The organism is Brevundimonas diminuta 3F5N, assembly GCF_900163625.1.
Classification (GTDB): domain Bacteria; phylum Pseudomonadota; class Alphaproteobacteria; order Caulobacterales; family Caulobacteraceae; genus Brevundimonas; species Brevundimonas diminuta_A.
In genome coordinates this window covers 1-21384 of the sequence record NZ_FUIE01000019.1, presented here as the reverse complement: position 1 = coordinate 21384, position 21384 = coordinate 1, and the positions used below count along the sequence as shown (strand labels likewise).

Here is a 21384-nt window from a genome sequence, read left to right as displayed (position 1 = left end):
GGCATGAGCCTGGGGACCGCCTCCATCCTGATGGGCGTCCTGGTGATGCTGACCTGGATCCCGCTGCGTCAGAAGCCGGGGCTGGGCACGTTGTTCAACATCTTCGTCATCGGCCTGTCGATGGACGCGGCCCTGGCCGTTCTGCCCGAGATCACGGGCCTGCCCCTGCGGCTGGGCTTCATGACGATGGGCGTGCTGCTGACCGCCATGGGCGGGGCGGCCTACATCGGCGCAGGTATGGGCACAGGGCCGCGCGACGGCCTGATGATCGGCCTGAACCAGCGGCTGGGCTGGTCGATCCGCGTGTCGCGGATGCTGATCGAGGTCAGCGTCCTGGCCGGAGGCTGGCTGCTGGGCGGCTCGGTCGGCCTGGGCACGGTGGTCTTCGCCGTGGGCATCGGTCCGCTGATCCAGTTCTTCCTGCCGTGGTTCCAGGCGCTGGGGCGCGAGACCCGTGTGGCGCCCTCGACCTGAACGCCGAGTCCGAACCTCGCCAGACCACGCCATGAAGGCATGAAAGGAAGGCGACCTCTTTCACGCACGAGGTCGTCATGCCTGCACTGTCCGACAAGGTCGCCATCGTCACCGGAGCCAGCTCCGGCATCGGGGCCGCCGCCGCCCGCTTGTTCGCCCGCGAAGGCGCGGCGGTGGTCGTCACCGCCCGGCGCGAGGCCGAGCTTCTGGCCCTGGTCGCGGCGATCGAGGCCGAGGGCGGTCGCGCCGTCGCCGTGCCGGGCGACATCCGCGACGAGGCTCTGGCAGAGCGGCTGGTGAACACGGCGGTCGAGCGGTTCGGCGGATTGGACATCGCCCTGAACAACGCCGGGACCATCGGCGCCAATGAGCCGACGCCTGAGATCGCGCTGGACCGCTGGCGCGATACGCTGGACGTCAACCTGACCGCCGCCTTCCTGGGCGCCAAGCATCAGATTCCGGCCATGCTGGCGCGCGGCGGCGGCTCGCTGATCTTCACCTCGACCTTTGTCGGTCACGCCATCGGCATGCCGGGCATGGCGGCCTATGGCGCGGCCAAGGCGGGTCTGATCGGCCTGTCGCGGGTCATCGCCGCCGAGTTCGGGGCGCAGGGGCTGCGAAGCAACTGCCTGCTGCCGGGAGGCACGGACACCGAGGCCGGGCGCGAGTTCGCCCACACGCCCGAAATCATCGCCTTCGTCGAGGGGATGCACGCCCTGAAGCGGATGGCGACGCCGGATGAGATCGCCCGCGCCGCGCTTTTCCTGGCCTCTGACGCCTCCAGCTTCATGACCGGGACGGCTATGCTGGTCGACGGCGGGGTGTCGATCAGCAAGACCTGAAGGTCAGCCCCGTTCCTTGGTCTTGGTGAAGGCGATCTTGGGGAAGCGTTCGGAGACATAGCCTGTCTCCCAGCTCGATTTGGCCAGGAAGACCGGGTTCTGGTCGATGTCGACCGCCATCTGGGGCCGGTACTTGCCGGCGAAGTCCTCCAGATCGGCCTTCTCGCCCGCGACCCAGCGCGCCTCGGCGTAAGGCGACGGCTCGAAGATCACGTCCAGGCCGTATTCCTCGCCCAGGCGGTCGGCCATGACCTCGAACTGCAACTGGCCGACGGCGCCGACGATGAAGTCCGCGCCCAGTTCGGGGCGGAACAGTTGGGTTACGCCTTCCTCGGCCAGACCTTCCAGCGCCTTCTTCAGGTGCTTGGCCTTCAGCGGGTCCTTGACGCGGACGCGCTGCAGGATTTCCGGGGCGAAGTTGGGCAGGCCGGCGAAACGCACCAGGCCGCTTTCCGACAGGCTGTCGCCGACGCGCAGGACGCCATGGTTCGGAATGCCGATGACGTCGCCGGCGAAGGCGTCCTCGGCCAGTTCGCGGTCCGAGGCGAAGAACATGATGGGAGCGTTCACCGACAACTGCTTGCCGGTGTTCTGCACCTTCAGCTTCATGCCGCGCTTGAAGCTGCCCGAGGCCATGCGGAACATGGCGATGCGGTCGCGGTGGTTGGGGTCCATATTTGCCTGGACCTTGAAGACGAAGCCGGTGACTTCGTCCTTGCTGGGCTCGACGGCGATGTCCTCGGGCGCCGGGGCGTTGCGCGTTTCGGGCGGGGTTTCCTTGCGGGCCTTCATGGTCTTGGGCGGCGGGGCCCATTCGCCGATGGCCTTCAGCAACTCCTCGATGCCGAAGTGGCGCAGGGCCGAGCCCCACAGCACGGGCGTCATATGGCCTTCCAGAAACGCCTGACGGTCGAACGGCTTATAGCCCGCCTCGACCAGCTCCAGCGCATCGACCATGTCGGCCTGCTCCGTGCCCTCGAAGAAGGACCCGGCGTCTTCCAGGGGCAGGGGGGCGGGGTGTTCGCCGTCGTTGTCTGAGGTCTTGCGGGTATAGGGCTGGAACCGGCCCTGGCCGCCGACCTCGGCCAGGCCGCGCAGGCGGTTGCCGCTCTCGGCCGGCCACCAGATAGGAGAGGGGTCCAGTTGCAGGCGGGACGCGATCTCGTCCAGCAGGGCCATCGGGTCCTGGGCTTCGCGGTCCAGCTTGTTGATGAAGGTGATGATCGGAATGTCGCGCAGGCGGCAGACCTCGAACAGCTTCAGCGTCTGCGGCTCGATGCCCTTGGCGGCGTCCAGCACCATGATGGCGCAGTCGGCTGCGGTCAGGGTGCGATAGGTGTCTTCCGAGAAGTCTTCGTGGCCCGGCGTGTCCAGCAGGTTGAACATCTTGCCGTCGTGCTCGAACGTCATGACCGAGGCGGTGACCGAAATGCCCCGCTCTTTTTCGATCTTCATCCAGTCCGAACGGGCGCGGCGGTTTTCCCCGCGCGCCTTGACCGCTCCGGCCGCGCGCACTGCGCCGCCCGCCAGCAGGATATGCTCGGTCAGGGTCGTCTTACCGGCGTCCGGGTGGGCGATGATGGCGAAGGTCCGACGGCGGTCGGCCTCCTGAGCGAGGGTCAGTTTGGACATAGAGCTTCCTTTAGGACGCGCGACCTACCGCGCCGGGGCTCAATTGTCGACGTTCACGATGTCGTGAAAGACCCTTCGCGTATGATGGTTATTCGAGGCATGCTCGTTTTCGGGAGATGGCGGGCCATGAGTCCGCCACACGAGGGAAGGGAAACGTCATGGCTCTGGTCCACTCAGGCAAGGTCTCGCCCGTACAGGGCGAGCGCAAGATTCACCCGTTGGTCTGCTTTATGGCGGGGTTCGCCCTGATCGTCCTGGCGGCGATCGTGGTGCACACTCTGTTCGGGGTCCTGCTCTAGGAAGACGGCTCAGGCCGCCAGACGGCCCCAGACCGCCTTGTCCGCCGTCGCTGCGTTCAGGGCGCCGCGACGCGCGCGCTGTTGCAGGTGGCGCAGGACGATCTCGGGCAAGGCGCAGAAGCGCGGCTCGACCACTTCGGGCGCGCAACCGGCTTCGGGCGCGGCGAACAGAGCGGCGTTGACGCCCTGCGCCTTGTGCGCGATCAGCCAGGCCAGACGGCGCGCGCGGGCCGGGTCGGTGCGATGCAGCAGCGGGTCTTCGGCGAACAGTTCGCAACCCATCTCCAGCACATAGTCGCAAGACAGGGTCCCGAACCGGCGCACGTCATGGCTCGGGGCCGGGCAGGCCTCGTCCAGGTCGAAGACGACATCGTTCAAGAGAAACAGCATGGACCGTGTCCGCTCGCAGGACCCTTCTGGCCCCCATGCGACAGGTTGTAGGACGCCCGCGCTTGCGTTCCGGTTCACGAACGCGGTGAACAGGCCGGTTACTATTTTGAGGGCCCTACCAGCCTTCGGCCTGCTTTAGGGCGGTTTTGAACGGCCCTGTCGGCCGGTGAACCCTTTCCCGGCGGGAGCGGGTCAGCCTTGCGTCTTCTCGGTCAGGAAATGGCGGCCCTGGCGGTCCTCGATCTCAACGATCCAGAGGTCCGGGTCATAGCGGCGCTGGCGGTCCAGATAGGCGTCCAGTTCGCTTTCGAATTCGCTGGCGACGGGCTGGATCCACAGGGGCTCGCCGTCCTGGCCGGTCGCCTCGGTCCACAGGCGGGCGGTGCGGGTGGCGGTGTCATAAGCCTTGACGATGACGGCCCCGGCGCGGGCGTCGCCCTTCTTCACCACTACGGCGTTGGCGCCCTCAAGCTCGGCGCGGCGGATCAGGGCGCCGACCCAGACGTCAGTGGAAAGAAGCAATTGGTTCACCCTGTTTGGACACGGACCCGGAACCGGCGGCGGCTAGGGTGGAGCCATGAGGATAGCGCCGCCTTCCCGTTTCGTCAGCAGAACGCTGGCCGCCATTATCGCCCTGACCTTCGCGGCCGGGACGGCGACGGCTGGCCAGAACCTTGGGGGCGACGTCTATTATGAGCGCGCCTTCGTGCGGGCGGCGCAGGACAAGTGCCGTCTGTTCGAGCCGCGCCTGACCCAGGCGCTGGAGGCGGCGACGTTGCAGGCGCGCGGAGCCGCCCTGCGCGCCGGGCGTCCGGCGACCGAACTGGCCGCCACGGCCGGGCGGGCCAGGGCGCGGGCCGAGGCCACCCCCTGCAACGACGCCGAACTGAACCAGGTCAAGACGCGGGTGCGCCACGCCTTCGCCGGCTGGTCGCGCGCGGCGCGGATCAACTTCCCCGGCGACAAGGCCGTCTGGAGCGCCGACCGTTTCGAGAGCGCCCGCGACGGCTGGCGCTTGTTCCAGGACGGGGCGACCGGCGCCTCGCCCGTGCGGTTCGGCCTGACCGGCAAGGCGCCGCAGGATGCGCGCCCGGCGGCGGTCGTCTCCTTCGTCGGCAAGCCTCGGCCCTATGCCGCGCGCATCGTCATGCGCGATGCGGCGCGCTCGCCCCGGCCGTGGTTGGCGGGGGATGGTCTGCCGCCCGAGGCTGCGCGTCGCGCCGTCTTCGCCGCCGGTTCCGATCTTGCGCCGCGCGACCTGCTGGCGTCCGGCGCGCGGGCGGGCGAGGTCTGGCGCTTTCCCGACAGCGCGGCCGAGGCGCTGGCGGCGCTGGACCCGCGCGAGCCCTTTCTGATCGAATTCCTGTTCCGCGACGACAGCGTGGCGACCGCCCGGTTCGAGGCGGGCGACTTCGCCGCCGCCCGCGCCTTTCTGGCCATGGGGCCGGTCTAGGGCGCCAGCCGACGCGGGGTGGTGAGGCCGTAGTCCTCGTCGCCGTAGATCATGACAGGGACGGGCGTCTGTCCGGCGCGCGGCCACAGGGCTTCGATCCAGTCGGCGGCCGTATCGACGATGGCGTCCTGAACGCTGAAGCCGGGATCGCGTCCGAACATGGGCAGGTCAGGCTCGAAGCCTTCTTCGCCGTGGACGACTTCGAACAGGGTGCGGTGCGGCTCGATCGCCTTGTTCAGGACGTAGAGGTCGGGACCGTCCAGACTGACGTGGACGCTGAAGGCGCCTTCGCCGTCCTGATCGGGAAAGACGACGACGTGGATTTCGCGCGCCGCCTCGGGCAGGGCGGCCAGCAGGGCGCGGATGCGCTCCAGCGCCGGGTGATCATGGGCGTCGAGCGTGGCGCGCAGGGCGGTGCGATAGGCGGTTTCGTCCATGGATCGCTCCTCGTCGGGCTGGATGGGTCTTTCCTAGGTCGGGCGCGGCGGCGCCGTCCAGTTCGACGGTTGCGGCGAGGCGGGACGGCGTGTTCCATTGCCCGTTATGTTCGATCCCGCCCTGTTCGCCGCCTTCCTGGTCGCCATCACCATCCTGACCATCACGCCGGGGGTGGACACCGCCATGGTGTTGCGCTCGGCGGCGGCCGAGGGCGGGCGTTCGGCCGTCTTCGCCGGGGCGGGCATCCTGCTGGGCTGTCTGATCTGGGGCGCGGCGGTGTCGCTGGGGTTCGGGGCGCTGCTGCGGGTGTCCGAGCTGGCCTATACGGTGGTGAAGTGGGCGGGCGCGGCCTATCTGGTCTGGCTGGGCGCGCAGATGTTGTTCAAGCCGCGCAAGAGTCTGGGCGAGCCGGGCGCCGCCTTGCCCCCCAGTGGTCCCGTCGCCTTTCGGCGTGGCCTGTTGACCAATCTGCTGAACCCAAAGGTCGGCGTCTTCTACGTGACCTTCCTGCCCCAGTTCGTGCCTCACGAGGCCAATGTGGCGGCTTTCACCTTCTTCCTCGTCGGGGTCCATGTGGCGCTGACTATCGTCTGGTTCGCCGGGCTGATTTTGGCGACGGCGCCGCTGGGCCGGTTCCTGCGCCGCCCGGCCGTGGTGCGGACGATGGACCGGGTGGTGGGCGTGGTCTTCATCGGCTTCGGGTTGAAGCTGGCCGCCTCTAAGGTCTGAGGCTCAGGCGTCGGGCGTCTCGAGCGGCAGGCGCACGGTCGCCGCCGTGCCGACGCCGAGCGCGCTGTCCAGCGTCAGCGCCCCGCCGTGCAGTCCGGCGAGCGCGCGGACCAACGCCAGCCCCAGTCCTGACCCCTGCGCCCGCTGTTCGGCGTCGCCCGCCTGTTCATAGGGGCGGCCCAGACGCGCCAGATCTTCGGCCGAGATGCCGACGCCGGTGTCGGCCACGGTCACTTCCAGCGTGTCATCATTCGCCTGCACCGAGACGGTGACGGTTCCGCCCGGCGGGGTGAACTTCACCGCATTGGCCAGCAGGTTCAGCGCCATCTGCTTCAGGGCGCGGCGGTCGGCGCGGACGCTCAGCGCTTCGGGCGGCAGGACGGCGGCCAGTTCGACGCCCTTGTCGTCGGCCTGAATGCGGACCAGGGCCAGCGCCGCCAGCACCGGTTCGCGCGCGTCGAAACGCTCCAGCGACAGCTCATAGCGGTCGGCCTCGATGCGGCTGACGTCCAGTACGTCGTTGATCAGGTCCAGCAGGTGGCCGCCCGCCTCGTGGATCGAGCGGGCGTAGTCGGCGTAGCGCGGCGGGACGGGGCCGAACAGCTCCTGCCGCATGGCGTCCGAGAAGCCGATGACGGCGTTCAGCGGTGTGCGCAGCTCGTGGCTCATATGGGCCAGGAAGCGGGTCTTGCCGGCGTTCTGGGTCTCGGCCTCGGCGCGGGCGGCGTCCAGTTCGGCCTCGCGCGCGTGCTGCAAGGTGGCGTCCAGCGCCTGAACGATCAGGCGCGGGCCGTCGCCGAGCCGTCGGGCGACCAGCAGGATGCGCCGGTCCAGCGCCAGGCGCGGGGTGAAGCGGACTTGGGCCTCAGCGCCGTTCCGCGCGCGGGCCAGGGCGGTCAGGACGGCCGCGCGATCGGCCTCGTCCACGACGGCCAGCAGTCCATCCTCGAACAGCAGATCGACGGGCAGGGCGGCCGGCGCCGCGCCATAGGCGGCCAGGGCGCGATAACGACCGCCGGGGTCCAGCGTCAGGGTCAGGCCCGGCTGGCCGGACAGAACGGCCTCGACGCGCGCCACGGCGTCTTCGGCGGCTGTCAGGCGGCGCGACTGGCGACGAAGGCCCAGGGCTAGGCCCAGCAGGGCGCCGCCCGCCGCGATCAGGGCCGAGGCGCCGGCCAGGCCGCCGCCTGGCGTCGCCGGTCCGATGGCCGCGGTGGAGATCACGCCGACCAGGGCCGCGCCGACCGCGGCCAGGGCGCCGACGACCGCGCGGCGCCGTCCGCCCAGCGCCAGCCCCGCCGCCAGGGGGGCGAAGACGAAGCCCGCCAACGGTCCGGCCGCGCCGCCCGCCAGGGCCGCCGCCGTCAGGGCCGCCAGGGCCCACAGCGTCATCAACGCCGCTCTCAATCCCGCCGTGTCGCGCGCCAGCAGGGCGAGGCCCGCCACGCCCGGCGCGGCCATGACGGCCAGGGCCAGAGCCTCAGGCGCGGCCAAGGGGCGCCCCAGCCAGGCGGTGCCCAGCGCGGTCAGCCCGACGACCGCCGTCCAGCCCGCGTGCCAGGCGGCCACGGCGGCGCCGTCCCCGGCCTCGGCGGCTTCAGGGCGGCGGATGGGATCGAGAAGGGCGGTCCGAGACGTCACGGCCATCCGGGCGCAGGGGTTGAATCAGCCGTATAGCCTAGACTGCGCCTTGAGCGCCCCCTAGCGCGCTCGCCTGTCGGGGGAGCCCAGAAGCGTTGAGAGATGCGGTTGAGAGAGGGGCGGTTGTGGCGAGGGCGAGAGCGGCCTATGTCGCGCCCATGATGTCCGCCGCCGTCCCCGCCCGCTCCATCGACGAGACCCTGGCCGAACTGGTCGAGGAGTTCGACCTGCTGGGCGATTGGGAAGGGCGGATCGAGTACGTCATCGACCTGGGCAAGGACTTGCCGCCGCTGCCCGAAGAGGCGCGGATCGAGGCGAACAAGGTGCCGGGTTGCGCCGCCCAGGTCTGGCTGTCTATGCGGCCTGAAGGCGATCGCCTGTTCTTCGACGCCGACAGCGACAGCGCCCTGTCCAAGGGCAATATCGCCCTGCTGCTGCGGCTCTATTCGGGGCGGCTTCCGGCGGAGATTCTGGGCTTCGACGCCAGGGCGGCGCTGGACCGTCTGGGCCTGCCCTCGGCCCTGACGCGGCAACGCGCCAACGGTCTGAACAGCATGGTCGGCCGCATCCGCGAGGCGGCGCTGGCGGCGGGCTGACGTCGTCTCGCTTCCGATCGGCTGCGATCGGGCGCATGATGAGGCGTCTTTTCCTGTGCGGAGCGGTCCGATGTCGGTCCTGACGAAACGCGCGCCTTCCTTCTTCAATCCGATCCGAACGGCCGGCTGGAGCGCGGTCGGGCTGATCCTGCTGACGCCGCTGGTGGCCATGCAGTTCACCTCCGAGGTCGCCTGGGACGGGCAGGACTTCCTGTTCGCCGCCGTCCTGCTGATCGGGGCGGGGCTGCTGCTGGAGCTGCTGTTGTGGAAGGCGCGGACGCCGCTGGTGCGGCTGGCGCTGGCCGGGACGGTGGTCCTGGCCGTGCTTGTGATCTGGGCCGAGGCGGCGGTCGGGATCTTCTGAACCCCGACCGCCTTGTCGCGGCCTACTCTTGCGGACCCAGGAAGGGGAAGGCCCGCGCATTGCTGAACTTGGCGGTGGCGTCGCCCGCGTGGGTGTTGATCTGGTTCTCGCCCAGCTCCAGCCGCTTGACCGGGGCGCGCGGCGAGAAGTCGATCTTCTTCAGGTCCACCCAGAAGGTGTTCGGCGTCAGGGCCGACTCGAAGAAGTAGAGCTGACGCTTGTGATCCACGACCGTGCGCCAGCGGGTCGAGGAGATGTTCGGCTGGTCCGGGGTCGAGATGCCGAACGGCACTGAGACGTTGCGGATCACGCTGAACACGCTGGCCACGGCCATGTTCTGATCTTCGAACTTGGGAATGGCGTTGGTGTAGAAGGCGGCGCGGGCGAACCGGTCGGCCGCCCGGTTGGCGCCCGGCAGCATGACTGTGCCGCCGATGCCCTGCCAATAGGTGTTCAGGGCCAGCTGCTGATCGAACGTCGGGGAGTTGGTCATCACCTGATAGTCGCGGCTGTGGTGGATCACCAGCTTGCCGTCGATGTATTCGAAGATGGCGCTGTCGCCGCTGCTGTCCGACAGGGACAGGTGCAGGGTGGTCAGGCGCTCCTGACCCGGCACATTGTCGCTGACCAGGACGAAGGGTTCGTCGCGCAGGCCTTCGACCGCCTCGGCCACTGTGGCGTAGTTGTCGAGGGCGTATTGCGCCCAGGCGGCGATGCTCAGGGCGGGCTTGTTCGGGTCATAGGCCGGGTACTCCGACTCGACCAGCCACAGGACGTTGGCGACCAGACCCATCTCGTTCACGCCGTCGACGGTCGAGATGTCATAGCCGCTGGCGATGACGCTGCCGTATTTGGACGTCCAGGTCAGGGAGTTCGGGCCGCCGGAGCCATCCCGCGCCATGCCGCGCGGAAAGATCCAGAGGTTGGTCATGATCTCGTCCTTCCAGTCCATCGACCGGGCCGTGATCACCGCGCCGTCGTGGCCGTGGTAGACAAGGCGCGTGCACGCCTCAGCCGCTGGAACGGCCAGCATGAAGGCGGCGGCCAGGGCGGCGACGCCCTTCTTCATTCCGTTACGCATGTCGTCTCCTTGGGGTGAGGGGGGATCAGTAGGTCAGCGACAGGCCCAGCACCGGGCCGTGGCGCGTCACCTTCCAGTCGAAGCGCTGGCCGGTGAAATCGTCCTGCTCATAGTTCTGATGCAGCATCCGATAGCCGGCGTTGATCGAGACGGCGCCGCCCGCCAGCGGGGTGCGGTAGGAGGCCAGGGCCTGCCAGGCCAGGCTGTGACGATCGTCGTCGCCCAGGCCCCCGGCGTCGACCTGGGTGCGCAGGGTCCAGCGTTCGGACACGTCGCTCTCGACGCGCAGGCCCAGCAGCAGATCGGTCCATTCGGCGCCCTTCTGCGTGGCGCCCAGCGGGGTGTTCAGCTCGGCCCGCAGCTTGCTCCAGCGGGCGCCGATCAGCGGTTCGACGCGGAAGCTGCGTGCGTCGCCGAAGGCGGTGCGGCCGCCGACGGGATCGTCGATCAAGCGGAACAGCACGCCGCCCGAGACGGTGGTCGAACGGGTGCCCAGCTCAGCCGGAACGCCCATCAGGGACACGCCCTCATTGGTCTTGGCGTACTGATAGTCGACGAAGGCGCCCCAGCGGCCCTTGCGGACCTCGACGTCGCCCATGACCACGCTTTCCAACTGGTCGAAGGCGTCCGAGGCGGACACGTCCACCGGCGCCTTGTGCCCGGCCAGGGTGACATTGCCGTCCAGCGAGGTCGCCCAGACATAGGGGCTGACGGTGACGCGCCACTGGTCGTCGGCGCCGGCTTGGGCGCTGGCGGAACCGGCGAGGGCGACGCTCGCCAGACCGAGAAGAAGCGAGGCGGGGCGGAGGAACGTCATGGGGAGTCTACTCACAGCGACCGAGGGGATCGCCTCTGGGTAGAATGGCCATGCTTAAGTAATCGTAGATCAGCAATCTTTGATTGCACGGCTTGCATTTCGTCGGTCGGTCGTCATCCGATGCCGTAATGCTCGGCCAGCGCCTGAAGCCCCTGTTTCAGCAGAGTCTTGCCCTGACGGCGGCGCAGGGACAGGGCCTGTTCCGCCAGTTGCAGCGACGTGCCGTGGATGCAGACCTGTTCGACCATGGCGCGCAGGCGCGGGCCGCAGGCGTCCAGCGCCGCCTGCACCCGCGTTGAGGCCGACAGGGCGCGGTCGCCCGGCTCGATCCGCGCGCGCCCGCCGCCCGAGTGCGAGGTCGGCAAGGCGTCCCAGCGCATGGTCAGGGACGGACCGGCCGCGGCGATCTCGGCCTCGGCGCGCAGGCGCTCGCCCGCCGCCACCTCGGGCGGGGTCAGCCACGGACGGCCCGACTGGTCCTTGCGCCTGGCCAGCCACAGGATCGGGCTCTCGCCCAGGTTGGCGCGGCGCATCGTCAGGCGGCCGTCGCTCTCCATCACCGCGCGCTCGCCCTCGATGACGCCGGGGCGGCCGGGCGGGGGCGCGGGCGGAGCATGGTCGTTGGCCGCGCGGGGCAGCCAGCCGCCGCCTTCGCGCAGACGAAGGCCCGGCCGTTCGATCACGGCGCGGAAGACGGCCTCGTCCAGGGTCAGCACCACCCGGCTGCGCCGATCGCCGCCGAGGCGCAAGGGATAGGCGCCGCCCGCCTGATCCAGCCAGGCGCCGGGGCGTTGCAGCAGGCTGCGGGCGCGTTCCAGTTGACGGCTCATCGACGGCCTCCGATCTCGGGCGCCAGATCGACCAGCGGCAGCTCCATGACTGCCCGCAGCGCCCCCTCCAGACCGTCCATCAAGGCGTCGTAGTCGGGCCGGTCGCGCTCGTCCTCGGCCCAACGGCAGGCGGCGCCCGCCGTCGCCCGGTTCAGGCCGAAGGCGTGGGCCACCCGCTCCAGCGGCCAGCCGAACGAGACGTGCGCCAGATACATGGCCGACCAGCGCGCCCGGCAGGCCCGAGGCCGCACCCGCTCGCGCCGCGTCATCTCGGCGGTCGGCACGCCCAGGGCCAGGCCCGACAGCGACAGGGCCGCGTCCGCCCGGATGCGGTCGCCCTCCGTCACCGGCACGCGATAGGGTTCCATGATCTGCGCTTCCTCCCGCCATTCCTGTGGATGTCGCCATTATGAGTGCGTCTGGCGACTGAATTAGGAATATTGTCCTATGAAACGTCAGAAGCGGTCGTTTCCCCAGGCAGGGCCCGGCATCGACAGGGGCGGTTGTGCACGCCCCCTGTGGAAGACGCGTCAGACGTCAACAGGGGAATGAGGGGGCGACGCCAAATAAATTAACGAATCCTTGACTCAGGACTCTGGACGGCGATTCGCAAATCACCTTAGGCGTTTCATATCGGGATGCGTTAACCCTTCTTAAGGTTTTGGCCCGTTAACGTTGGAACAAGGTTACCTGGCCGTCGCTCCCGCGCGGCTATCCCAAGCTTTGCCTGGAGGGGCAATAATGCGCGTCCTGCTGATCGAAGACGACCACGCGACAGCCCAAAGCATTGAGCTGATGCTGAAGTCGGAAGGCTTTAACGTCTATACGACCGACCTGGGTGAGGAAGGCATCGATCTGGGCAAGATCTATGACTACGACCTCATTCTGCTGGACCTGAACCTGCCGGACATGAGCGGGCTTGAGGTTCTGCGCCAGCTGCGCAACGGCAAGATCAATACGCCGGTGATGATCCTCTCGGGCAGCCATGAGATCGACACCAAGGTCAAGACGTTCGGCGGCGGCGCCGACGACTACCTGACCAAGCCCTTCCACAAGGACGAGCTGATCGCGCGCACCCACGCCGTGGTCCGTCGCTCCAAGGGTCACGCCCAGGCCATCATCCACACCGGCGAGATCGCGGTGAACCTGGACGCCAAGACCGTCGAGGTGAACGGCCACCGCGTGCATCTGACCGGCAAGGAATATCAGATGCTGGAGCTGCTCTCCCTGCGTAAGGGCACGACCCTGACCAAGGAGATGTTCCTGAACCACCTGTACGGCGGCATGGACGAGCCGGAGCTGAAGATCATCGACGTCTTCATCTGCAAGCTGCGCAAGAAGCTGGCGACGGCCGCCGGCGGCAAGCACTATATCGAAACCGTCTGGGGCCGCGGCTACGTCCTGCGCGACCCGGCCGAAGGCGCGATCACCGTCGCCGCCTGAACGGATCCGGCCTGAGCCTCCACTCGGGGCCGTGTGAACGCAAACGCCCGTCGGGAAACCGGCGGGCGTTTTCCTTTGGCTGGTCCATGGTTTGGGCTTGAAGACGATGACGAACGATACAACCCCTCACGGATTGTTACGCCTGCGGCCTCGCCTTCGCAGGTGCAGCGCGCTAGTGAAACCCCGCATAAGGCGGGACTCAGTCTCGCATGACCACGGTTCAGGAACTACGAAATGACCAAGTGGGTGTATGGCTTCGGCGGCGGGTCCGCTGACGGCGACGCGTCGATGAAGAACCTTCTCGGCGGCAAGGGCGCGAACCTGGCCGAGATGTCGTCCCTCGGCCTGCCGGTGCCGCCCGGCTTCACCATCACCACCGAGGTCTGCACCTGGTATTATGCCAATGAGGAAACCTATCCGTCCGACCTGACCGATCAGGTCAAGGCGGCCTTGGCCCACGTCGAGGGCGTGGTGGGCAAGACCTTCGGCGACGCCGCCAACCCCCTGCTGGTGTCGGTGCGCTCGGGCGCCCGCGCCTCCATGCCGGGCATGATGGACACCGTTCTGAACCTGGGCCTGAACGACCAGACGGTCGAGGGGTTGGCCAAGCTGTCGGGCGACCGTCGCTTCGCCTTCGATTCCTACCGCCGCTTCATCACCATGTACTCCAACGTGGTGCTGGGTCTGGGCCACGACTATTTCGAAGAGGTGCTGGACGATCATAAGGATCGCCTGGGCGTCTCGGTCGACACCGAACTGACCGCCGAGAACTGGGAAAAGGTGGTCGCGGACTACAAGGCCCTGGTCGAGCGCGAACTGGGCCAGCCCTTCCCGCAGGATCCGCAGGCCCAGCTGTGGGGCGCCGTCGGCGCCGTGTTCGAAAGCTGGATGAACGACCGGGCGAAATTCTATCGCCGCATGCACGACATCCCCGAGAGCTGGGGCACGGCCGTCAACGTGCAGTCGATGGTGTTCGGCAATATGGGCGAGACCTCGGCCACCGGCGTCGCCTTCACCCGCAACCCCTCGACCGGCGAGAATAAGCTGTACGGCGAGTTCCTGATCAACGCCCAGGGCGAAGACGTGGTGGCGGGCATCCGCACGCCGCAGTCGCTGACCAAGGCGGGCCGCGAGGAGATGGGCGAGACGGCGCTGTCGATGGAAGAGGCGATGCCCGAGGTCTTCGGCCAGTTCGTCGACGTGGTGGGGCGGCTGGAAAGCCACTATCGCGACATGCAGGACATCGAGTTCACGGTCGAGCAGGGCCGTCTGTGGATGCTGCAGACCCGCAACGGCAAGCGCACGGCCAAGTCGGCGCTGAAGATCGCCGTCGATCTGGCTTCCGAAGGCGTGATCTCGCAGGAAGAAGCCGTGTCGCGGGTCGAACCCGCCGCTCTGGACCAACTGCTACACCCGACGCTGGACCCCAACGCCGCCCGCACCGTGGTGGCGGCGGGCCTGCCGGCCTCGCCCGGCGCGGCGACCGGCAAGATCGTCTTTGACGCCGACGAGGCCGAGCGCCTGTCACAGGTCGGCGACGCCGTCATCCTGGTCCGCGACGAGACGTCGCCGGAAGACATTCACGGCATGCACGCGGCGCGCGGCATCGTCACGGCGCGCGGCGGCATGACCAGCCACGCGGCGGTCGTGGCGCGCGGCATGGGGCGCCCCTGCGTCTCGGGCGCGGGCGAGATCGCCATCAATGAGAAGGCCGGAACCTTCACCGCGCGCGGCCGCACCTTCAAGGCGGGCGAGGTCATCACCATCGACGGCGGCAAGGGCGAGGTGCTGGACGGCGCCGTGGCCATGATCGAGCCGGAGCTGACGGGCGACTTCCAGACCCTGATGGGCTGGGCCGACGGCATCCGTCGCCTCAAGGTCCGCGCCAACGCCGAGACCCCGCTGGACGCCAAGACCGCGCGCGGCTTCGGGGCCGAGGGCATCGGCCTGTCGCGCACCGAGCACATGTTCTTCGACGAGGCCCGCATCGCCGCCGTGCGCGAGATGATCCTGGCCGACGACGAGGCGGGTCGCCGCGTGGCGCTGGCCAAGATCGCCCCGTTCCAGAAGGCCGACTTCGTCGAGCTGTTCACCATCATGAGCGGCCTGCCCGTCACCGTCCGCCTGCTGGACCCGCCGCTGCACGAGTTCATCCCGCACACCGACGCCGACATCGACGCCCTGGCCGCGACGCAGGGGTTGGACGCGGCCAAGCTGAAGCGCCGCGCCCGCGAACTGCACGAGACCAACCCGATGCTGGGCCACCGGGGTTGCCGTCTGGGCGTGGCCTATCCGGAAATCTACGAAATGCAGGTCCGCGCCATCCTTGAGGCGGCGCTGCAGGTGAAGGCGTCGTCGGGCGTCGCCCCGATCCCGGAGATCATGCACCCGCTGGTCGCCCTGGGTCTGGAGATGAAGTATCTGCGCGAACTGACCGACCGCACGGCCAAGGCCGTGTTTGCGGACGCCGGCGACAGCGTCGAATACCTGGTCGGCACCATGGTCGAACTGCCGCGCGCCGCCCTGCGCGCCGCCGATCTGGCCGAACACGCCGAATTCTTCAGCTTCGGCACCAACGACTTGACGCAGACGACCTTCGGCATCAGCCGCGACGATTCCGGACACTTCCTGCAGGCATATCTGGACAAGGGCATCTTCGAGACCGACCCCTTCGTCCGTCTGGACCAAAGCGGCGTAGGCGACCTGATCCGCATCGCCGAGGAGCGCGGCCGCGCGGTCAAGCCGGGCATGAAGATGGGCATCTGCGGCGAACACGGCGGCGACCCCGCCTCCATCGCCTTCTGCGAGACGGTCGGCCTCGACTACGTCTCCTGCTCGCCCTACCGCGTGCCGATCGCCCGTCTGGCGGCGGCCCAGGCCGCCCTGAGCGCACGCTCGGGCGAGGAGCGTGAGAAGGACCGCTAAGGCCCTTTAATCGTCGACAAGAGAAGGGCGACCCGAAAGGGTCGCCTTTTTCATGCCGTGAAATAGTCACCCTTGACGGAACGCGGTGTGTGCTTTGGCCCGCACAGTCATGGATTGCTTCATAAAGCACAGGGAACGACGCTGTGCGCTTGAGCTTTGTTTCTCCGCAAGGTGGTCAGGCCAAGCCTGTTCATCGCAATAAGGAGTGATTGAAGCTCATGCGTAACGTTATTCTCGCCGCCGCCGCCCTTTCTGTATTCGCCCTGCCGGCTGCGGCCCAGGTCGTGCAGCCTGGCGGCCCCACCTACTATGGCACGCTCGGCTATTCGCAGCTGGACCATTCAGATGGAAACCTGGGCGCTGTCACTGGCCGTCTGGGGGCCAAGTTCAACCCCTACTTCGGCGTTGAGGGCGAAGGCTCGATCGGGGTGAAGGACGACGACTTCACCATCGCCGGGGCTAAGGGCAAGATCGAGCACGACTATGATCTGGCCGCCTATGCGGTCGGCACCCTGCCGGTCACGCCCAACTTCGAACTGTTCGCGCGCGGCGGCTACGGCACGACGCAGATGAAGGCCGAACTGGCCGGGGTCGAACGCAAGGCTGACGGCGAAAGCTGGAACTACGGCGTCGGCGCCAACTACTACTTCGACGGCCAGAACGGCCTGCGCGGCGACTGGACCCGTCGCGACTTCACCGACGACGGCGGCGAAGTGGACGTCTATTCGGTCAACTACGTCCGTCGTTTCTGATCCGATTCCCGGCGGATCGGTTGGGCGCGCTCCCCGGCGGAGCGCGCCCTTTCTTTTGCGTTATTTGGGTAACGTTGTGTGTGTCTTTTGCGTAACGCGCACCATGCTTGGACGTTTGTCCTATGGAACGTAGGTCGTGGCGCAACCATTTAAGCTTCGTTGGATGGGGCATGTGATCACAGAAGTCACATCATCTAAGGAGTATGAAATAATGCGTAACCTTCTTCTCGCCGCCGCTGCTGTGTCTGTTCTCGCCGCTCCGGCGTTTGCTCAATCGAATCCTGAACCGCGCGGCTATGGTTCGCTGGGTTACACGCACATGGAAGGCGATGCGGCCCAGACCGGCGCCGTGTCCGGCCGCCTGGGCGTCAACCTGAACCGCTACCTGGCCGTGGAGACCGAGGTCGGCGTGGGGGTCAAGGACAAGGACATCAGCGTCGCCGGCGTCGATGGCCAGATCAAGCACGAGTGGGACGCCGCCGGATATGTCGTCGGCAAATATCCCGTCGGCGACAAGCTGGAGCTGTTCGCGCGCGGCGGTTACGGCCACACCGAGCTGAAGCAGGAACTGGCCGGCTCCGAGAGCAAGGTCGGCGGCGACAGCTGGAACTACGGCGTCGGCGCCAACTACTACCTGGACGGCGTCAACGGCGTCCGCGCCGACTGGACCCGCCGCGACTTCCGCGACGATCGCGGCGAGGCTGACGCCTATTCGGTCAGCTACATCCGCCGCTTCTAAGCGCGGATTGTCTGAAATGACGAAGGCCCGCTCCAATCGGAGCGGGCCTTTTTCGTTGTTCGATCTTTAAACGGTCAGGCGACGCCCGGCGCCAGGGCCCAGCGCATCGACCCTTCGCCGAAGGGGCGAATGAAGAAGTCGCGATAGCGTTCGAACACTTCGATGATCTTCATCTTGAGGTCTTGAGTCACCGACTCGCCGCGTTGGCGTTTCAACGCCGCGACGCAGTTGATCACCATGTCCTGATGGGCCGAACCGCCCATGCGTTGCAGCACCGTGGCCACGTCGTGCGCCAGCGGATCGCTGAGTTTTTCAGCCCAGGGCAAAGCTGTCTGAGTCATTCGGGCGCTGTCCCCCCTGCTTCTCGACGCGTTACGGTTTGCAAAAATTTCCGAACAGTGCAAGCGCCGCCGGAAATATTGATTCCTGTTCGGCGGGTTTATGGGCGCTTTTGCACAAAAACCGTGCCCGCCGAGTAGCCTGCGCCGAAGCTGCAGATCAGGCCCGTGTCACCCGGAGCGAAGCCGTCGTTCTTCAGGTGGAAGGCGATGATCGACCCGGCCGAGGAGGTGTTGGCGTAGTCGTCCAGGATGATGACGTTCTCGCTCGGCTCCGGCTCGCGGCCCAGCACCTTCTTGCCGATCAGGGTGTTCATGTTGATGTTGGCCTGGTGCAGCCACAGGCGCTTGAGCCCGTGCGGGTCCAGGTTCAGCTCGGCGGCGTGGTCCAGGATCATCTCCGAGACCATCGGCACGACCTCCTTGAAGACCTTGCGGCCCTGCTGGACGAACATCTTGTCGGTCAGGCCGTCGGACGAGACCGGCTCGTGGGCGTCGGTCGGGAGGGCGGCGCGGTTCAGGAAGCCGAAATTATTGCGGATGTTGTTGGAGAAGCTGGTCTTCAGTTTCGTGCCGACAATGTCCCAGCCGCCCGGTCCGGCCTGATCCTCGGCCTCGATGATGACGGCGGTGGCGACGTCGCCGAAGATGAAGTGGCTGTCGCGATCCTTGAAGTTCAGGTGCGCCGAGCAGATTTCGGGGTTGACCATCAGCACGGCCTTGACCGATCCCGAGGCCACGAAATCCGCCGCCGTCTTGATGCCGAACGTCGCCGACGAACAGGCCACGTTCATGTCGAAGGCGAAGCCCTCGATCCCCAGCGCCTGCTGCACCTCGATGGCCATGGCGGGGTAGGGGCGCTGCATGTTCGACGCGGCGCAGATCACGGCGCCGATCTCGCTGACCGGCTTGCCCCAGGCCTTGATGGCGTCCTGCGCGGCCTTCACGGCCATTTCGGCCAGGATCGACAGCTCGTCGTCGCCGCGCGCGGCCAGGTGCGGCAACATCCGCTCGGGGTCGATGATGCCCGACTTGTCCATGACGAAGCGCGCCTTGATGCCCGAGGCCTTCTCGATGAAGGCTTCGGACGAGGGCGTCTTGGCCTCCAGCTCTCCGGCGGCGATGGCTTCGGCGTTGGCCGCGTTCCAGCCTTCCGCCCAGGCGTTGTAGGCGCCGACCAGTTCCTCATTCGAGATCGACTGTTCGGGCGTGAACAGGCCGGTGGCGGAGATGACGGCTTTTTGCACTGTGTAGTTCCCTGACGCTCGGCGCGCGGCGCCTCGCTGCATGAGGGAACATGGAGTCCCCGGCGCTCGACAAGCCTTATGTCGGCGCCTCGCGGCGAAGTTCGGGCGCCTCGCGGGCCGGACTCAGTCCGTTGCGATGACGAACGTCCTCAATAGGCCGGGGGAAGGCTGCGGTCGAGACTGGCCTTGATCCCGCGCCACCAGCGATTGACGCGGCCGCGCGGCGGGGCGGGCAGGGGGTGGTCGCGCGCGGCGATCAGGGCCTCGACCAGATCCTCGGCCTCGCACGGCCAGCCGTCCGGCGTGACATAGACCGGATAGCCGATCAGGGCGGCGTGGATGACGCTTTGCAGACTGGCGCGGCGGGTGCGTCGCTCGAACGTCAGGCGGTCGTCGGTCAGGCCCCATCCGGCATAGAAGGGGCGGCCATAGACGCTGACCGGCTTGCCCCGCATCAGGGCCTCGAACCCGGTCAGGGAGGTCAGTGTCGCCAGCCGATCGCAGGCGTTCAGGCAGTCCACGATGTCCAGATCGTCGGCCGAGGCGTCGACCTCCTCCATCGCCGCATGGTCGAGCAGGCCGGGCCGGTTGCCCGCCGTCACGTCCGGGTGGTTGCGATAGATCAGGAAGGCGTCCGGATGATCCGCCCGCGCCGCCTTCACCAGACCGGAGTTGGTGCGCAGGTCCGGTCCGCAGCCCATCATGATCGAGCGGTCGTTCTCGACCTGACCCACGACCAGCAGAATGGGCTTGTCGGTCGGCCAGCTTGCCGGGACGCCCGCGCCCTTCAGATTGTATTTCGACAGGCCCGCTTCGACCACGCGGGCGCGAAGGGCTTCGGCCCGCGCGGCCTGATCCGGCGACGGCTCGCCCGCCTCGATCAGGCTTTCCAGGCGGCTGGGCCGGGTCGGGTCGTAGTAGACGCCCTGATCGTCCAGCGCGACGGACAGGGCGCCGAAGAAGTCGGACCCCAGGCCGCGAGAACGGATGAAGCCGTCCTCCATGCGCACGACCGGCCCCTCGAAGGCGTCGGCGGCGGCGCGGATCTGCGGCGTCTCCTTGCCGGCCCACCAGATCAGCTTGCCGCCCGTGGCCCGCGCATGGGCGACGGCGGCGGAGGAGCGCCAGAAATAGCGCACGCGACCCTTGGGCGAGTTCAACAGGCGGCGCACCGGCGGCCGCTTGGCCGGGGCGAAACCGACGGCGGCCCAGTCGCCCGCCAGCCGGTCGGCCCGGTCGCGCAGGGCGATCAGCCGCTCCAGCGCCGCCTCGGCCTCGCACCGCTGGCCGGTGACGGGATCGACGTAGCGGGTGTAGGCGATCAGAGCCGCCGCCGCGATCTGTTCCAGATCACGCGCCACGCCGCGCCGTCCAGTCTGAACCGTATCGGTCGTCAGGCCCCAGCCGGAATAAAAGGGCGCGCCGAAGCAACGCACCGGCAGGCCTCTCAACAGGGCCTCGAACCCCAGCGCCGAGGTCACGACATAGACCGCATCCACTGCCGCCAGCAGGTCGGCGGGCCGCACGTCGGTGTCGATCAGGGTAACGCCCTGAAGCTGGTCCGCCGGGATGCAGCCTTGCTTGCGTCCCGCCGCCACGGCCGGGTGGCGCTTGACGATCAACTCGGCGCCCGGCTCGTCACGCCGGGCGGTCGCCAGCATCTCGGAGAAACTGGCCTCGGTCGCCAATCCATAGCCGATGGAAGCGTCGCCGAAGGTCTGGTCCACGATCAGCACCCGGCGGCCGGGTTTCAGCAGGTCGGGGTCCAGCGGCCCGCCCATATTGGTCTTGGACACGCCGGAGGCGACGATGCGGTCGATCAGGCCGCGCGCGCGGGCCTTCATGGCGGCGTCGCACCAGTCGGGCGCGGTCTGGATCAGCTGCTCCAGCCGACTGGGCCGGGTCGCGTCGTAATAGACGCCCAGATCGTCGACAATCAGACTGAGGCTGGTCGCCCCGCTCTCGCCGATCCCGACCGAGCGCAGGAAGCCGTCCTCCAGCGCGACATACGGTTTGCCGTGTTTGGCCGCCCAGCGTCGTCCGGCTTCCGCCGTCGGCTTCATGCCCCAGCCGAGGACGGCCTCGATCGACGATCCGGGCAGGGCGGACAGGTCATAATCGGGCAGGAAGGCGGACAGGAACGGCACCTTCAACACCCCCGGCGCACAGACCCAGGCGCGGGTTTTCGACAGTGGCGGAAGCGGTGCGGTCATGAGGTTGTGTCTAAGGTCTGCCGGGGGAAGGCGCCACCCCGCACTTCCTTCTCCCCTTGAGGGAGAAGGTGGGCGCCGGAGGCGCTCGGATGAGGGGTGTGAGCGCGCCCTATCCGAAAGCCCCTCTACACGAAGCCCCAC

Annotated in this window: 23 protein-coding genes; 11 read left to right on the top strand and 12 right to left on the bottom strand. The window is 67.9% G+C overall.

From position 1 onward, the window contains the following. Together FM111_RS03375 and FM111_RS03370 are read left to right on the top strand one after the other, a co-directional pair. Positions 1-474: YczE/YyaS/YitT family protein (locus FM111_RS03375; protein WP_087139324.1), on the top strand; the 474-nt coding region annotated here is incomplete at its 5' end. Positions 475-551: 77 nt separating this feature from the next. Next, the gene (locus tag FM111_RS03370) at positions 552-1316 is read left to right on the top strand and encodes an SDR family oxidoreductase (protein ID WP_087139323.1); all 765 of its coding nucleotides are present in this window, start codon (positions 552-554) and stop codon (positions 1314-1316) included. 3 nt (positions 1317-1319) lie between these two features. Here FM111_RS03370 and FM111_RS03365 read toward each other — a convergent pair whose 3' ends face one another. Beyond that, the gene (locus tag FM111_RS03365; protein ID WP_087139322.1) at positions 1320-2948 is read right to left on the bottom strand and encodes a peptide chain release factor 3; all 1629 of its coding nucleotides are present in this window, start codon (positions 2946-2948) and stop codon (positions 1320-1322) included. A gap of 158 nt (positions 2949-3106) precedes the next feature. On the opposite strand from FM111_RS03365, the gene FM111_RS16345 reads away from it, so the two are divergent. Then, entirely contained in the window at positions 3107-3247 is a 141-nt protein-coding gene (locus tag FM111_RS16345; RefSeq protein WP_179205007.1) for a hypothetical protein, read from the top strand. Between the two features lie 9 nt (positions 3248-3256). On the opposite strand, the gene FM111_RS03360 is transcribed toward FM111_RS16345, so the two are convergent. Both FM111_RS03360 and FM111_RS03355 read right to left on the bottom strand, forming a co-directional pair. Further along, positions 3257-3637 carry a hypothetical protein gene (locus tag FM111_RS03360; RefSeq protein ID WP_087139321.1) on the bottom strand — a complete coding sequence of 127 codons (381 nt, stop codon included), beginning with the start codon at positions 3635-3637 and terminating at the stop codon, positions 3257-3259. A 192-nt stretch (positions 3638-3829) separates the two neighbouring features. After that, a complete protein-coding gene (locus tag FM111_RS03355) occupies positions 3830-4159 on the bottom strand; it encodes a DUF1491 family protein (protein ID WP_087139320.1) in 330 nt (109 codons plus the stop codon). A gap of 55 nt (positions 4160-4214) precedes the next feature. On the opposite strand from FM111_RS03355, the gene FM111_RS03350 reads away from it, so the two are divergent. After that, complete coding sequence (locus FM111_RS03350; RefSeq protein WP_087139319.1) at positions 4215-5090, top strand: hypothetical protein; 876 nt, start codon at positions 4215-4217, stop codon at positions 5088-5090. On the opposite strand, the gene FM111_RS03345 is transcribed toward FM111_RS03350, so the two are convergent. After that, positions 5087-5527 (bottom strand): DUF6389 family protein, encoded by a 441-nt coding sequence (locus tag FM111_RS03345; RefSeq protein ID WP_087139318.1) that lies wholly within the window; start codon positions 5525-5527, stop codon positions 5087-5089. The two genes, FM111_RS03350 and FM111_RS03345, sit on opposite strands and share 4 nt — an antisense overlap. Before the next feature lie 106 nt (positions 5528-5633). On the opposite strand from FM111_RS03345, the gene FM111_RS03340 reads away from it, so the two are divergent. After that, positions 5634-6257, top strand: a complete 624-nt coding sequence (locus tag FM111_RS03340; RefSeq protein ID WP_087139317.1) for a LysE family translocator — start codon at positions 5634-5636, stop codon at positions 6255-6257. A gap of 3 nt (positions 6258-6260) precedes the next feature. Here FM111_RS03340 and FM111_RS03335 read toward each other — a convergent pair whose 3' ends face one another. After that, on the bottom strand, positions 6261-7898 hold the full coding sequence (locus FM111_RS03335) for a sensor histidine kinase (RefSeq protein WP_218779165.1): 1638 nt from the start codon (positions 7896-7898) through the stop codon (positions 6261-6263). A gap of 158 nt (positions 7899-8056) precedes the next feature. On the opposite strand from FM111_RS03335, the gene FM111_RS03330 reads away from it, so the two are divergent. Then, positions 8057-8494, top strand: a complete 438-nt coding sequence (locus FM111_RS03330; protein ID WP_087139315.1) for a SufE family protein — start codon at positions 8057-8059, stop codon at positions 8492-8494. A 70-nt stretch (positions 8495-8564) separates the two neighbouring features. After that, entirely contained in the window at positions 8565-8858 is a 294-nt protein-coding gene (locus FM111_RS03325) for a hypothetical protein (protein ID WP_087139314.1), read from the top strand. A 22-nt stretch (positions 8859-8880) separates the two neighbouring features. Here the strand turns inward: FM111_RS03325 and FM111_RS03320 are convergent, their stop codons facing one another. The 4 genes from FM111_RS03320 to FM111_RS03305 form a co-directional block, all read right to left on the bottom strand. Beyond that, complete coding sequence (locus FM111_RS03320) at positions 8881-9939, bottom strand: linear amide C-N hydrolase (RefSeq protein ID WP_256968070.1); 1059 nt, start codon at positions 9937-9939, stop codon at positions 8881-8883. 25 nt (positions 9940-9964) lie between these two features. Continuing rightward, positions 9965-10756, bottom strand: a complete 792-nt coding sequence (locus FM111_RS03315; protein WP_087139312.1) for a hypothetical protein — start codon at positions 10754-10756, stop codon at positions 9965-9967. 113 nt (positions 10757-10869) lie between these two features. Then, positions 10870-11586 carry a DUF6456 domain-containing protein gene (locus FM111_RS03310; protein WP_087139311.1) on the bottom strand — a complete coding sequence of 239 codons (717 nt, stop codon included), beginning with the start codon at positions 11584-11586 and terminating at the stop codon, positions 10870-10872. Further along, positions 11583-11954: a chromosomal replication initiator DnaA gene (locus FM111_RS03305; protein ID WP_087139310.1), complete on the bottom strand. Its 372-nt coding sequence runs from the start codon at positions 11952-11954 to the stop codon at positions 11583-11585. Before FM111_RS03305 ends, FM111_RS03310 begins: the two co-directional genes overlap by 4 nt. A 373-nt stretch (positions 11955-12327) precedes the next feature. Between FM111_RS03305 and ctrA the strand changes: the two genes are divergently transcribed. The 4 genes from ctrA (at position 12328) to FM111_RS03285 (ending at position 17445) form a co-directional block, all read left to right on the top strand. Beyond that, positions 12328-13029 carry a response regulator transcription factor CtrA gene (gene ctrA, locus FM111_RS03300; protein ID WP_003165857.1) on the top strand — a complete coding sequence of 234 codons (702 nt, stop codon included), beginning with the start codon at positions 12328-12330 and terminating at the stop codon, positions 13027-13029. A 234-nt stretch (positions 13030-13263) separates the two neighbouring features. Continuing rightward, complete coding sequence (gene ppdK / locus FM111_RS03295) at positions 13264-15954, top strand: pyruvate, phosphate dikinase (RefSeq protein WP_087139309.1); 2691 nt, start codon at positions 13264-13266, stop codon at positions 15952-15954. A 218-nt stretch (positions 15955-16172) separates the two neighbouring features. After that, a complete protein-coding gene (locus FM111_RS03290; RefSeq protein WP_003165856.1) occupies positions 16173-16706 on the top strand; it encodes a porin family protein in 534 nt (177 codons plus the stop codon). Positions 16707-16917: 211 nt separating this feature from the next. Next, a complete protein-coding gene (locus tag FM111_RS03285; RefSeq protein ID WP_087139308.1) occupies positions 16918-17445 on the top strand; it encodes a porin family protein in 528 nt (175 codons plus the stop codon). Between the two features lie 74 nt (positions 17446-17519). Here the strand turns inward: FM111_RS03285 and FM111_RS03280 are convergent, their stop codons facing one another. The 3 genes from FM111_RS03280 to FM111_RS03270 all read right to left on the bottom strand — a co-directional run bounded on the left by FM111_RS03280 (position 17520) and on the right by FM111_RS03270 (position 21243). Further along, positions 17520-17786, bottom strand: coding sequence for a hypothetical protein (locus FM111_RS03280; protein WP_087139307.1), 267 nt, complete (start codon positions 17784-17786; stop codon positions 17520-17522). A gap of 98 nt (positions 17787-17884) precedes the next feature. Next, positions 17885-19030 (bottom strand): beta-ketoacyl-ACP synthase III, encoded by a 1146-nt coding sequence (locus FM111_RS03275; RefSeq protein WP_143276038.1) that lies wholly within the window; start codon positions 19028-19030, stop codon positions 17885-17887. Between the two features lie 149 nt (positions 19031-19179). Continuing rightward, a complete protein-coding gene (locus tag FM111_RS03270; RefSeq protein WP_256968069.1) occupies positions 19180-21243 on the bottom strand; it encodes a capsular polysaccharide biosynthesis protein in 2064 nt (687 codons plus the stop codon). Positions 21244-21384: the final 141 nt, after the last annotated feature.